Below are 14,672 nucleotides of genomic sequence, written 5' to 3' on the forward strand. Positions count from 1 at the left end.
GCCGAGTTCAGGCAGTGGCGGGCTCAGGTACGGACTTGCGGGGGACGGCCAGCCAGATGCAGAGAATCAGCGGCAGGACCAGCGCTGCGAGGTTCGTCCCCGTCCATCCCAGCTGGGAGAACACCATGTTGGCCGAAAACGACGAGGTGGCGCCCACACACGCGGTGCTGCCCTCGATCGTGGCCTGGACACGCCCGCCCTTGCCCTGCGGGTAGCAACGGACCGCGTAGGCGCTGCCGGAGACGTACGTCAGATTCCAGCCCACGCCCACGAGCCCCAATGACAACAGGAAGAAAGTCATCCCCGTGCCCAGCGAACCGATGCCGGCCCCTGTGACCAGCAGAGACGCCCCCAGCATTCCGGTCCAGCGAGGGCCCCACGCCGTGGTCAGCCTGCCGCTGAACAGAGCCGGGGCGAACATCCCCACCATGTGCCACTGGATGACCATCGCCCCCTGGGACAAGGAGTGCCCGGCGTGCTTGCTCCCGATCGGGCCGACGGCCATCAGCATGGTCATCACGCCCGTGGATACCGCCAGCAGGCAGAAGGCCCTGCGGAAGTCACTGGTGTGCACGACGTCCCGTACGCGCGTGGCTTGGGCCGTCTCCTCTTCCTCCTCCTCCGCATCGGGAGCCGCTTCCGTCGGACGAGGCGATCCACGTCGTACGGCGAGGATGACCGGCACGACGGCGAACGCCAGGCATGACACCAACAGGTAGGAGCCGGCGAACTCGGCGCCCATGAGGCCACTGCTCTCCGTCGCGGCCCAGGGACCGATGATCGCCGCTGCCACGCCACCACAGAGAACCGTGCTCAGCGCCCTGGTCCGGGATGCCTTGGGCACCAGGTCCGCCGCCAGGAACCGGAAGTAGCCGCCCGTCGACCGGTATACGCCGACCATGCCGGTGCCCACGCACAAGGTGAGAAACGAATCCGCCTGGACGGCGAGCATGGAGACCAGACCGCCGGCCACCGCGATGCAGGCGCCTACTGCCAGGACCGCTCGGTGGCCGTATCGCGCGGAAAGCATTCCGGTCGCGTACGAGGCGATGGTTCCGGTAACCGTCATCAGGGTGAGGGGCGCCGTCGCCAGGGCAGCGGACGGAGCCATCTCGAGGCCGACGACGGCCGTCAGCGTCAGGTCGACGCTGACGCCCGCGTAATACAGGAATTGACAGATGGTGAGAAGGTAGACCGGTCTGCCCAGCCGGCGCATCTCCCCGGTGGCCGGCCGGGTCGCCTCTGCCACGCTCTTTCCTGCACTGGTCTCGCTGTCCACTGATTCAGTTCTCTCTGTCACGCGGCCGTAAGCGGATACAGCCGCCGTCGCGGGCACTTCTGGCGTGGGGTTACTCGACTGGAGAAAAGATCACGCTCTGTCCGGCGAGAGGACGACGATGGCCATGTGGCGCCCTGTCAGATTTAAGTTCTTGGCCAGGGAGTTCAGCACGTCCGTATAGGTTCCGCCGTTTAGTGCATCAGGTGCCCCCATGCCCCGTTCGGGCAGGTATGCGAATACGACATCCGGCACTTCCTCGCGAGGGCCCCCCTCCGGGGGGTTTCTCTGCCGGGAGTCGGAGGTGGTCGATCTGAATCGATTGCCGCGGGCCGAGACCAACAGCGACTCAAATATTTCGCGGTCGTCGGCGGGGAGATCCAGCGCCTTTACCAGAAGGCGTAGGGTTTCCTTCCGCGGTCTGGCTACTTTCCCGCGCTCGAGATCACGAATGGCGCGCACGCTGAGCGTCGAGAAGTCCGCCAACTCCTGCTGCGTCATTCCGCATGATATTCGATACTCCCGAAGAATCTCCCCGAATTGGAGAGATTTCCCAGACATGCTCACGACATCCCCTTCCGTGGACTACGCACTGGCCACCGGCGACGGTCGCTTCTGGGAGGTGGGGGGAGGTGGAGAAATAGGCGATATGCGACAAAAAGTTTCAACATTGCGGTGCATCCGGGGCGTGTGAAACATTACGGGCCCGGTTAATCCTGCGTTGGGGTGTGGTTTTGTGCCCACCCGTCCCAATGTGCTGTCCCCCGTCCAGATTCGAAACGCCCCTCGCGGGTCGCTCTCAGTTGCTCTGCATTGAGCCACTGACGGTCACGCTCTGGTGATGGTTCAGTATTATCGAACGCCGTCCCGAAAGCTAAAGTGCCGCCCGTGGGGGTGTCAAGGGCTTTGGCGGCCTGCGCCCCGCGCTCCGCCGAAACGCGTCGCCTTTAGTTGTGGTTGCCATCGAAATCCTCGTCCTGGCAATCGGGGGCAGCCCACACGCTTGGGAACCGCGTCGACGGTCAGATCTGTGCGGGCGTAAGCTCCCGCAGCATGGGTGTTTCCGTCTGTTGTGCCCTCAACGCCCGCCGCATCAAGGCGAACTCGACGACCTGCTCGGCCACCAGCTCAAGGCGCTCGGCCACCTGCGGATCGTTCACCCGTCCATCGACGTCGAACGACGTGGTCTCCGTATTGATCGTGACCCCGAGCGGAGTGGGCCACCCACGCAGCGCATGAACGGTCGTCCGTAGCGCGGCGACCGCCGATGCGGACGCCTGCCATCCTCCGGCGACTGAAATGCAGCCCACGGCTCGCCCCGAGAAGTACGGTCGCCGGTCCGCGCGCAGTTCCTCCATGTAGTCGAGTGCGTTCTTCACCATTCCCGAGATCGAGCCGTGGTAGGCGGGCGTGGCGAGAATCAGCCCATCTGCCGACGAGACAGCATCGACGAGTGCTTTCGCCCGTTCGGACCGTTCTGCCGCCGAGTACTCGTACAACGGCATCTCCAGGTCCGGCCCACTGATCAGTTTCACTCGCGCGCCTCGGCGGACAGCCGCGGCGAGAACGATGCGCAAGGCCTTCTCCGCAGTCGAGCCGACCCTGTTGGACCCGCCGATTCCTACGACCTGAACCGCTTCCGGCACGATGCCCTCACTCTCTTCCTGCACGACAAGTCCCCTGACATCCGCCGTTGAGCGGCCCATTCAGGCCGACACCATTGTTCGAAGCCGCGCCGCCAGCACCGGACCGATGACCTCGAGCGCTTCGGGCCTGGTCATGGCACCGTGTGCGACGGGCACCTCGGTTACGTCGATGGTTCCGGCTACATACGGGCGCCATTCATCCGGAGTCGGCCATTCGTCTCGTCTGTCCACCGCAGCGGAGAAGAAGAGCAGATCGCCGCGGAAGACGCGGCCGCTGATCGCCCCGGACAGGGCGACATGAGTGGAGAACACGTGCGGGAGCAGTGCCAGCGCCCGGGCCGGAAGGAGCGAAAGCGGGCTGCCCGGCTCCGCGGCGAGACTGAGGAACCACTCCTTGTCGATGTCGGGCGAACGGTCATCAACCGCTGCCTCGGTGCCCTCGACCGCGGTGTGTCTCGAGGCCGGCAGCATGCCCACCGAATCCAGAAGAGCGCCGAGACCGGATGCCTCGTCCGTCATCTCCGATGTGACCGGATAACCGTCGAGAACGGCGACAAGCCCGACCTCCTCGCCTTCCGACTGCAGCCGCGCGGCGATCTCCTGCGCCACACCGCCTCCGAAGGACCAGCCGACAAGGTTGTAGGGACCAGTCGACTGAACCTTTCTTATCTGCCTGATGTACGTCTCGGCGATCTCCGCGAGACTGCCGGGACGCACCGTCGGGTCGGAGAGCATCGGCGACTGGAGTACATAGAGCGGAGTATCGGCGTCCAAATACCTCAGCAGCCCCGAATAGACCCACCCGATGCCGACCGCAGGATGGATACAGAACACCGGAGGCCTGTTACCACCAGCGCGTAGTGGCAGCATCACTGCCAACGGATCAGCCGCCTCGACGACGTCCGCACCGGTCGTTCCGGCATCGATCAGCGTGGCCAGTCCGGCCACCGTCGGCGCGTTGAACAGTGCGCGGATACCCAGTTCCACAGCCCGCCCGGCCCGGATACGGCTGATCAGCCGGGCCGCCAGCAGCGAATGACCCCCCAGATCGAAGAAGCTCTCTTCTGCTCCGACCCGAGCCGTGTCCACGCCCAGCACCTCGCCGAACAACTGCGTCAGCCAGGCCTCTGTCGATGTGGCGGCCGCCCGGCCCGGCTTACTCACCGCGTATTCCGGTAGCGGGAGTGCCCGCCGGTCCAGTTTTCCGTTCGGTGTCAGGGGCAGCCGTTCCAGCACTGTCACCGCTGCCGGCACCATGAACTCCGGCAGCCGCGTCGCCAGTGTGGCACGTACATTCATTCCGTCGACCACAGCATCCGATGCGGGCACCACATAGCCCACCAGTCGCCGGTCGCCGGCGCGATCCTCCCGTACCACCACGACGGCCTGGACCACCCCGGCGCAGGCCATCAAGGCGGCCTCGACCTCGCCCGGCTCGATACGGAAGCCCCGCACCTTCACCTGATCATCGGCACGGCCCACATACTCCAACACCCCATCGGCCGACCACCGCGCCAAATCCCCCGTCCGGTACATCCGCTCACCTCCCGCCCCCCACGGACACGCCACGAAACGCTCCGCCGACAACCCCGCCCGGCCCAGATACCCCCGGGCCAACTGCACCCCCGCGATATACAGCTCACCCACCAAACCCGGCAGCACCGGCCGCAACCCCGAATCCAGCACGAACATCCGCGTATTCGCCACCGGACGACCGATCGGCACCATCGCCCCATCGGTGTAGAGCGGTGTGGACTGCCAATACGTCACGTCCACCGACGCTTCCGTCGGGCCGTAGAGGTTGTGGAGTTCGGCGTCCAGGGTTGCATGGAACCTCTTGGCGAGGTCGCCCGAAAGAGCCTCACCGCTACAGAAGACCCGGCGCAGCCCCGTACAGCCTCGCGCCGCGTCGTGCTGAAGGAAGACCTCGAGCATCGAAGGTACGAAGTGGAGTGTGGTGACCGCCTGCTGTTGGATCAGCGCCGCCAGATAACGCGGGTCTTTGTGGCCCCCCGGCTTGGCGATGACGAGCGTGGCTCCCACCGTCAGCGGCCAGAAGAACTCCCATACCGAGACGTCGAAGCTCGACGGCGTCTTCTGTAGGACTCGGTCGTCGGCGTCCAGGCCGTACTCCGCCTGCATCCACCGCAGCCGGTTGACGATACCTTCGTGCGGCACGACCACGCCTTTGGGGCGGCCGGTGGAGCCCGAGGTGTAGATGACGTACGCAGGGCTTCGCGGGTCGAGCTCCCTCACCGACGGCAATCGCACAGCGGCCGGCACCCGCTGTGTACTCAGCGAGCCGTACCTACCCTCATCGATGACCAGGGCCGGCTGGGCGTCTTCGAGAAGGTAATCGATGCGGTCCTGCGGATAGGACGGGTCGACCGGCACGTACGCCGCCCCCGCCTTGTGAATCGCGTAAAGCGCGACAACCAGCTCGACGGAGCGGGGCAGCATGACCGCTACGATCCGTCCCGGGCCGACCCCTTGAAGGATGAGGCAGCGGGCGAGTTGGTTGGCTTGTTCGTCGAGTTGGCGGTAGGTGAGGCTGTGGTTGTCGCAGATGAGTGCCGTGTGGTCGGGTGTGCGGGCGGCCTGTTGTTCGAAGAGTGCGGGCAGGGTGGTGGGCGGGTACGGGCGGGTGGTGTCGTTCCATGCCGTCAACCTGGCTTGCTGCTCGGTGGGGTCCTCCAGGGGGAGTTCGCTCAGGGGGAGTTCGGGTTCGGTGGCGGCTGCGTCGAGCAGTCGTAGGAAGGCCTTTGCCAAGCGGTTTGCGGTGGCCGGTTCGTACAGGTCTGTCGCGTATTCGAGGACTCCGTGGATGCCGGCCGGGTGGCCCTGTTCGTCGAATGTCTCTTCCAGTTCGGCGAACAGGTCGAATTTCGCATTGCGTACGGTGACGGGTTCCGGTGCCGCACGCACCGTGCCCAGTTCCAGCATCGGGCGGGCGTTGTTCTGTAGGACCAGCATGACCTGGAACAGCGGATGCCGGCCTGCCGTCCGGGCCGGGTTCAGCTCTTCGACCACCCGCTCGAAGGGCACGTCCTGGTGCTCATAGGCGGCCAGGTCCACCTCGCGGACCCGCTCCAGCAACTGGGCGAACGTCGGATCCCCGCCCGCGTCCGTGCGCAGTACCAGGGTGTTCACGAAGAAGCCGACCAGGTCCTCCAACGATTCGTCGGTGCGGCCCGCCGTCACCGAACCCACCGGGATGTCTGTCCCCGCCCCGATTCGGGACAACAGGGCGACCAGGGCCGCATGCAGCACCATGAACACGCTCGCGCCCCGCTCGCGCGCCACACGCTCCACCCGCGCATGCACCTCAGCACAGACCGACAACCCGACCGTCGCCCCCCGGAACGACCCCACCGCAGGCCGCGGACGATCAGACGGCAGCGCCAACTCGTCGGGAACCCCCTCCAAAGCCTTCCGCCAATAGGCCAATTGGGTGTTGGTCACACTCGTCGGGTCCTTGTGTGAGCCCAGCAGTTCGCGCTGCCACAGCAGGTAATCCGCGTACTGCACCGGCAACGCGTCCCACATGGGCAACCCGCCGGAGACCCTGGCCTGATAGGCGCTTCCAAGATCCCGCAGCAACGGGCCCACCGACCACCCGTCACTCGCGATGTGGTGCAACAACAGCAACAGCAACAGCACCCGCTCACCCGACGAGGCCTCGTGGAACAGCCAGGCCCGTACCGGCACCTCCGTCGCGAGATCGAAGCAATACCCCTCCGCCTCCCTCACCGCCCCCGCAAGCCCACCCGCCGCCACCTCCACCACCGACAACCCGGACACCGCCGCACCGATCTCCTGATACGGCTCTCCCGCGAAGACCGGATACCGAGTCCGCAGCACCTCATGCCGACCCATCACATCAACCAGCGCACCACGCAGCGCCCCCACATCCACCGCACCGTCCAACCGCATCCGCAACGGCGTGTTATACGTCGAACTCGGCCCCTCCAACTCCCGCAAAAACCACATCCGCCGCTGCGCGAACGACAACGGCAACCGCCCCGGACGCACCCGCCCCCCAACCATCGGACGCCCAACCGAAACCCCCACACCACCCGCCCCGGAATCGATCAACGCCGCCAACCCGGCCACCGTCGGCGCGTTGAACAGCGTGCGGATACCCAGTTCCACAGCCCGCCCGGCCCGGATACGACTGATCAGCCGGGCCGCCAGCAGCGAATGACCCCCCAGATCGAAAAAGCTCTCCTCCACCCCGACCCGAGCCGCGTCCACCCCCAGCACCTCGCCGAACAACTGCGCCAGCCACACCTCTGTCGATGTGGCAGCCGTCCGGCCCGGCTTACTCACCGCGTATTCCGGTACCGGGAGTGCCTGCCGGTCCAGTTTTCCGTTCGGTGTCAGGGGCAGCCGTTCCAGCACTGTCACCGCTGCCGGCACCATGAACTCCGGCAGCCGCGTCGCCAGTGTGGCACGTACATTCATTCCGTCGACCACAGCATCCGATGCGGGCACCACATAGCCCACCAGCCGTCGGTCCCCGGCGCGATCCTCCCGCACCACCACGACGGCCTGGACCACCCCGGCACAGGCCATCAAGGCGGCCTCGACCTCGCCCGGCTCGATACGGAAGCCCCGCACCTTCACCTGATCATCAGCACGACCCACATACTCCAACACCCCATCGGCCGACCACCGCGCCAAATCCCCCGTCCGATACATCCGCTCACCCCCCGCCCCCCACGGACACGCAACAAAACGCTCCGCCGACAACCCCGCCCGGCCCAGATACCCGCGGGCCAACTGCACCCCCGCGATATACAGCTCACCCACCACACCCGGCAGCACCGGCCGCAACCCCGGATCCAGCACGAACATCCGCGTATTCGCCACCGGGCGACCGATCGGGGACACAGTGGTGGTGCTGTCCTCCATCGGCCAAGTGCTGGCGTACACCGTCGCCTCGGTGGGGCCATAGGCGTTGATCAGCCGACGGGCCGACAGCGCCTTCCTGATGTGGGTCGCCACCGCTGAGGGCAGTCCCTCACCGGCGAGCACGACGGTCTCCGCCGTCACGTCGACATCGGAGTGCGCGATGACACCGGCGAGTGCGGACGGGACCGCGCTGATCAAGCTGACGTGCCGCGCGTCGGAGCCACGATCGGCGAGGTCCAGGAGGTCGCGCAGGACCTCGATGGTGCCGCCGCACATGAGTGGAGCAAACATTTCGAAGACCGACACGTCGAAGTTGAATGACGTGGTGAGCAGCACATGGGCCAGGCCTTCCGCACCGAACTCGGCCACCGCCCAGCGCACGAAGTTGGCCGCATTGGCATGGGTGACGACCACGCCTTTGGGACGGCCGGTGGAGCCCGAGGTGTAGATGACGTAGGAAGAGTTGTACGGACTCAGCTCGCGCACACGGTGGGTGTCCGTCGGATTCGAGGTCGGCTGAGCCGCGAGGGCATCGGCGAAAGCCGCGTCATCCAGGAGCAGGACCGTTGCGGATGCCCCGCGTGGGAGAGCCGCGGCCACGTCCCGTGTCGACAGGATCAACGCCGGCTGGGTGCCTTCGAGGAGGTAGTCTATGCGGTCCTGCGGATAGGACGGGTCGACCGGCACGTACGCCGCACCCGCCTTCAGCGCGGCAATCACGGCTACGATCGCCAGTTCGGTATGGGGCAGTGCGAGGGCGACGTAGTCCTCCGGGCCCACGCCCAGCGAGATCAGATGATGGGCGAGTTGGTTGGCTTGTTCGTCGAGTTGGCGGTAGGTGAGGCTGTGGTTGTCGCAGACGATCGCGGTGTGGTCGGGTGTGCGGGCGGCCTGTTGTTCGAAGAGTGCGGGCAGGGTGGTGGGCGGGTACGGGCGGGTGGTGTCGTTCCATGCCGTCAACCTGGCTTGCTGCTCGGTGGGGTCCTCCAGGGGGAGTTCGCTCAGGGGGAGTTCGGGTTCGGTGGCGGCTGCGTCGAGCAGTTGTAGGAAGGCCTTTGCCAAGCGGTTTGCGGTGGCCGGTTCGTACAGGTCTGTCGCGTATTCGAGGACTCCGTGGATGCCGGCCGGGTGGCCTCGTTCGTCGAAGGTTTCTTCCAGTTCGGCGAACAGGTCGAATTTCGCATTGCGTACGGTGACGGGTTCCGGTGCCGCACGTACCGTGTCCAGTTCCAGCGCCGGGCGGGCGTTGTTCTGTAGGACCAGCATGACCTGGAACAGTGGATGCCGGCCTGCCGTCCGGGTCGGGTTCAGCTCTTCGACCACCCGCTCGAAGGGCACGTCCTGGTGCTCATAGGCGGCCAGGTCCACCTCGCGGACCCGCTCCAGCAACTGGGCGAACGTCGGATCCCCGCCCGCGTCCGTGCGCAGTACCAGGGTGTTCACGAAGAACCCGACCAGGTCCTCCAGGGACTCGTCGGTGCGGCCCGCCGTCACCGAACCCACCGGGACGTCTGTCCCCGCCCCGATTCGGGACAGCAAGGCGACCAGGGCCGCATGCAGCACCATGAAGACGCTCGCGCCCCGCTCGCGCGCCACACGCTCCACCCGTGCATGCACCTCAGCACAGACAGACAACCCGACCGTCGCCCCCCGGAACGACCCCACCGCAGGCCGCGGACGATCAGACGGCAGCGCCAACTCCTCAGGCACGTCCTTCAACACGCGGCGCCAATAGGCAAGTTGACTGTTCAGCGCACTCGTCGGGTCCTCGTCCGAGCCCAGCAGTTCGCGCTGCCACAGCAGGTAATCCGCGTACTGCACCGGCAACGCGTCCCACATGGGCAACCCGCCGGAGACCCTGGCCTGATAGGCGCTTCCAAGATCCCGCAGCAACGGGCCCACCGACCACCCGTCACTCGCGATGTGGTGCAACAACAGCAACAGCACCCGCTCACCCGACGAGGCCTCGTGGAACAGCCAGGCCCGTACCGGCACCTCCGTCGCGAGATCGAAGCAATACCCCTCCGCCTCCCTCACCGCCCCCGCAAGCCCACCCGCCGCCACCTCCACCACCGACAACCCGGACACCGCCGCACCGATCTCCTGATACGGCTCTCCCGCGAAGACCGGATACCGAGTCCGCAGCACCTCATGCCGACCCATCACATCAGCCAGCGCACCGCGCAGCGCCCCCACATCCACCGCACCGTCCAACCGCATCCGCAACGGCGTGTTATACGTCGAACTCGGCCCCTCCAACTCCCGCAAAAACCACATCCGCCGCTGCGCGAACGACAACGGCAACCGCCCCGGACGCACCCGCCCCCCAACCATCGGACGCCCAACCGAAACCCCCACACCACCCGCCCCGGAATCGATCAACGCCGCCAACCCGGCCACCGTCGGCGCGTTGAACAGCGTGCGGATACCCAGTTCCACAGCCCGCCCGGCCCGGATACGACTGATCAGCCGGGCCGCCAGCAGCGAATGACCCCCCAGATCGAAAAAGCTCTCCTCCACCCCGACCCGAGCCGCGTCCACCCCCAGCACCTCGCCGAACAACCCCGCCAGCCACACCTCCGTCGATGTGGCAGCCGCCCGACCCGACCCACCCACCGTGTACTCCGGCACCGGGAGTGCCCGCCGGTCCAGTTTTCCATTCGGCGTCAACGGCAACCGTTCCAGCACCATCACCACCGACGGCACCATGAACTCCGGCAACCGCCCGCCCAACGCCGCACGCACACTCGCCCCATCAACCACCGCACCCACCGTCGGCACCACATAGCCCACCAGCCGTCGGTCCCCGGCGCGATCCTCCCGCACCACCACGACGGCCTGGACCACCCCGGCACAGGCCATCAAGGCGGCCTCGACCTCGCCCGGCTCGATACGGAAGCCCCGCACCTTCACCTGATCATCAGCACGACCCACATACTCCAACACCCCATCGGCCGACCACCGCGCCAAATCCCCCGTCCGATACATCCGCTCACCCCCCGCCCCCCACGGACACGCAACAAAACGCTCCGCCGACAACCCAGGCCGCCCCAGATACCCCCGGGCCAGGCCGACTCCGGTCGCGTACAGCTCGCCGGTCTCGCCCATCGCGACCGGCTGGAGATCGGCGTCGAGGATCAGCACATGCTTGTTGGCGATCGGACGTCCAATGGGCAGGGAGGACGCTTGCGCGTTCTCCGGGGTCACCACGTGGCAGGTGGTGAAACCCATGCTCTCGGCCGGACCGTAGCCGTTGACGACGCGCAGTCGCGGATATCTGCGACTGATCTTGGTGACGTGCGCCACGGAAGCCGCCTCGCCGCCGGTGAAGGCGATCCGTACGCCGTCGAACGCCTGCGGGTACTCGTCGACGAGAAAGTTGAAGAGGCTCGCGGACAGCTGGAGCATGGTGATGCCGTGCTCGGCCACGGCATCGGCGATGAGTGCGGGCTCCGAGTCGGAGCCGGGCAGCAGAACACAGCGGGCGCCGAAGAGAAGCGCCCCCCACAGTTCGAGGGCGAAGGCGTCCCAGGACATGGACGAACACTGGAGGAACACCTGCTCGGGGCCGAAGTCCGCGTAGTCCTGACCGAGGTAGGTGCCGGTGAGCGCGCGGTGTGAAGAGGCGATTCCCTTCGGGGTGCCGGTCGACCCCGAGGTGAACATCACGCAGGCCACGTCTTCGGCTGACGCGGTGCGGCCCACGTTTTCGTCCGACTGGGCGTCGAGAGCCGCTTGTACACCCGGGGAGTCGATGAGGACGACCTCAGGTCCCGCCGGGCCGGACACCAGCGGGGGCAGACCGGCACGGCTGATCAGCAGCGCGGTCTCCGACGTGGTGAGCGCCGTACGCAACCTCGCCTCGGGGAAACCGGGGTCCAGCAGGGTGTAGCCGCCGCCGGCCTTGAGGACGGCGAGAAGCGCGACCACCATCTCCAGGGTCCGCTCCAGGTGGATGCCGACCACCGTCCCGGGCTGAACCCCCGATCGCACGAGGTGACCGGCCAGCCGGTTGGCCCGGCGGTTGAGTTCCGCGTAGGAGAGGGTGTCGCTCCGGTGGACGAGCGCGACAGTGTCCGGCGTCGACCGCGCCTGCTGCTCGAAGAGTTCGTGCAGGGTCCGGTCCCAGGGGATGTCGACGTGCTGCCCGTTCCAGGCAACCGTCATGTCCCAGCGGTCGGCGGCTGCCAGCAGGCTGCGCACCTTCGTGCCGTCGGGCGTCCGAACAACCGCTTCGAGGAGGGCCACCGCGGAGTCCGGCGCCCCGTCCTCGTCGAGGGCGGTGCACCATGCCCCCCGAATCAGTTTCTCGACGGGAAAGCCGCCGTCGGCGGCCAGTGCAGTGAGCTGCCGGGCGAGACCGTCTTCGAGTTCGATGAGGTGGGACACCGTCTGCTCTCCGCGTAGTTCGGCTTGGTTCGGCTCGCGCGGGCTCAGGGCGCGGACTCTTCGGCCACCGGCCACACCTTGTCGTGGCCGGTGCGAGCCGCCGGATCGGGTGCCGGCCAGATGTCCTCCCGCCCCACGGCATGCGGGCTGTACTTCCCGAGCGCGCTGATCAGCAGGCGCAGTTCCAGATCCAGGCAGGCGACGAACCGCTCCAGGCCGCACCCGGTGTCCTCGTCGACCGAGAGCAGGGCAGCCCTGCCGAGGCCGACCGCGGTGGCACCGAGCGCGATGGCCTTGACCGCTCGGGTGCCCTCCCATACACGGCCGCTGGCCAGTAGGTCCCCGGCAGGGGACCCGATGCGGTGCAGGCATTCGACCAGCGGCAGTCCGACACCGTCGAGGAAGGCCAGGGGCGCCCAGCCGGTGCCTCCCTCCGCACCGTCGACGGTGACCGCGTCCGCGCCCGCCTGCCACGCCACCGCGGCAGCCTCCGCGACGTCCCGGCCGGGGTGGAGCTTCACCCAGATCCGTGCCTGCGGGTAGTTGTTGCGCAACAGCCGGACCTGCTGACGCAGGATTTCCTCGGTGAACGTGCCGGGGCTGCTGCTGCGCAGATACGACACCGAGGCGTCCGCCGCATCTTCGCCCGCCGCCGCTTCCGCCGTCCCGGGACCGAACACCGCGTCGAGCTCATAGCGGTCCATGAGCTGTTCGGCGGTCGAGCCGTCCACCACCGTCATCCCACCGAGACCGGGCTTGGCCCCCTGCCCGACCTTCAGCTCGAAGGCCAGCCTGCCGGTCTCGAGCAGTGGCTGGGCTGATGGGTCGCTGTAGACGAGGTTCCACACTTCGGCGTCGGCATCCTCGGTGCACTGCTGTACGGCCACCCCTCCGTACCCTTCCGGAACCTCCTGGCCATAGGCGCTGATGCGGGCCAGCAGCGACGCGCTGTCCGGGGCCTGCGCGAGTCGGCCGTAGCCGTTGACGGGGACGATGTTCTCGCCGATCACCATCGGCAGTCCCAGCCGGGCGGCCTGGCGGCTCAGCGGTACGCCCAGGTCACCGCTGGCCGCCCGGGTGGAGCCGAAGGCCGTGATGTACACCGGCAGGGGGGAGCGGAACCCTCCGATGCCGCTGTCGAGCGCGACATCCTGATACACGGGCTCGCGGCCCAGTTCGACCAGCTTCTCCAGGCGCTGCGGCATGAAGACGGGGGGTACGAGCCGCAGGGTGTCGAGAGCGTCCGGTCCTTGACCGGCCGTCTCTCCCGCCGCCGCCCCGAACAGCCGGTTCCCGTACGACGCCCGGGGTGGGAAGGCTGCCGCGCGGCCGATGCGGGCACGCTCGCGGATGGCCTCTTCGGGCAGACCCGGAGCGCTCAGCCGGGTCATGGGGCCATCACCCCAGGCAGCTTCGGGAAGGCGCTGGCCTGCCACACGGAGTGCAGTCCGGCCGCATAGCGCGTCAGGCGCTGAGCGCCGAGGCCGAAACCGGCGCTCTGCGGGATGCCACCCTCCTTGAACGCCTTGAGGTACCACTCGTACTTCGCGGGGTTCTCGCCGGTCTCCCGCATCCGCTCGATGACCCGGCTGTAGTCCCCCTCCCGTTCGCTGCCGCTGCACAGTTCGCCGTAGCCCTCGGGGGCCACCAGGTCGAAGTTCCGGAGCCGGCCCGGGAGCGTACGGCTCTCCCGGTCGGGGAAGCCGCGTGAGCCCTTGGGGTAGTCGGTGATGAAGAACGGACGGGTGTGCTGCCGCGAGATGAGCGCCTCGCCCTCCCAGTCGATCTCCCCGTCGGGATTCTGCTCGTGGCCCATCTTGTGCAGGGTCTCCACCACGTCCATGTGCCGGATACTGGGGAACGACTGTTCCAGGAGGTCGGTGAAGGCCTCGGGGTCGCGCCCCAACTCCTCCAGGACATGGGGAAGCTGCTTGATGACACGCTGTAGTGCGCTGCGTACCACCCCCTGGCAGACCTCCAGCATCTCCTCGCGTGAGACATCCGCCGCCTCGACGTCGATCTGGTGGAACTCGGTCAGGTGCCGCAGGGTCGAGGAGGTCGTGAACGGCTCCAGCCGGACGCAGGGTGCGATGTAGAAGATCTTGGGATGAGCCAGCAGGGCGGCCTGTTTGTAGAAGATGACGCTGGTCATCAGCTTGTAGCGCCGACCGTAGTAGTCGATGTCGACCTGCTTGGCGCCGCGGCAGCCGGGGTCGGTGACCGGGCCGACGACCGGGGGCAGTAGCTCGACGAAGCCTTCGTCGCACAGGTATTCCCGGGCGCCCTGGAGCAGGGCGCTCTGGACGAGCAGCATGTTCCTGGTGGTGGCGGAGGTGAGGTGCTCGTGCGGCTGCGGAGGGACGAAGGCCTGTTCCCGCCCGGCCGTGGGCGACGGGTTGAGGGGCATGTTCATTCCTTTGCGGACGTGGCGGACTGGGTTGAGGCCA

General features: G+C 67.2%; 6 protein-coding genes. All 6 read right to left on the reverse strand.

Features of this window, described 5'->3' with window-relative positions; translation table 11 throughout:
- Positions 1-7: 7 nt before the first annotated feature.
- The 6 genes from ACWY4P_RS50270 to ACWY4P_RS50295 all read right to left on the reverse strand — a co-directional run bounded on the left by ACWY4P_RS50270 (position 8) and on the right by ACWY4P_RS50295 (position 14,632).
- Positions 8-1,249, reverse strand: coding sequence for an MFS transporter (locus ACWY4P_RS50270; protein WP_456207494.1), 1,242 nt, complete (start codon positions 1,247-1,249; stop codon positions 8-10).
- A 120-nt stretch (positions 1,250-1,369) separates the two neighbouring features.
- Entirely contained in the window at positions 1,370-1,777 is a 408-nt protein-coding gene (locus ACWY4P_RS50275) for a helix-turn-helix transcriptional regulator (RefSeq protein WP_456207495.1), read from the reverse strand.
- A 521-nt stretch (positions 1,778-2,298) separates the two neighbouring features.
- Entirely contained in the window at positions 2,299-2,946 is a 648-nt protein-coding gene (locus tag ACWY4P_RS50280) for an NADPH-dependent FMN reductase (protein WP_456207496.1), read from the reverse strand.
- Between the two features lie 36 nt (positions 2,947-2,982).
- A complete protein-coding gene (locus ACWY4P_RS50285) occupies positions 2,983-12,225 on the reverse strand; it encodes an amino acid adenylation domain-containing protein (protein ID WP_456207497.1) in 9,243 nt (3,080 codons plus the stop codon).
- Between the two features lie 44 nt (positions 12,226-12,269).
- Positions 12,270-13,616 carry a glutamate synthase-related protein gene (locus ACWY4P_RS50290; protein ID WP_456207498.1) on the reverse strand — a complete coding sequence of 449 codons (1,347 nt, stop codon included), beginning with the start codon at positions 13,614-13,616 and terminating at the stop codon, positions 12,270-12,272.
- Positions 13,613-14,632 carry an asparagine synthetase A gene (locus ACWY4P_RS50295; RefSeq protein WP_456207499.1) on the reverse strand — a complete coding sequence of 340 codons (1,020 nt, stop codon included), beginning with the start codon at positions 14,630-14,632 and terminating at the stop codon, positions 13,613-13,615. Before ACWY4P_RS50295 ends, ACWY4P_RS50290 begins: the two co-directional genes overlap by 4 nt.
- Between the last annotated feature and the right edge of the window lie 40 nt (positions 14,633-14,672).

Source organism: Streptomyces sp. LZ34, assembly GCF_053890475.1.

What these genes read in the sequence shown, in the direction of transcription:
- ACWY4P_RS50275 (WP_456207495.1), bottom strand. Translation starts at nt 1,777, where the DNA reads ATGACGCAGCAGGAGTTGGCGGACTTCTCGACGCTCAGCGTGCGCGCC.
- ACWY4P_RS50290 (WP_456207498.1), bottom strand. Translation starts at nt 13,616, where the DNA reads ATGACCCGGCTGAGCGCTCCGGGTCTGCCCGAAGAGGCCATCCGCGAG.
- ACWY4P_RS50295 (WP_456207499.1), bottom strand. Translation starts at nt 14,632, where the DNA reads ATGCCCCTCAACCCGTCGCCCACGGCCGGGCGGGAACAGGCCTTCGTC.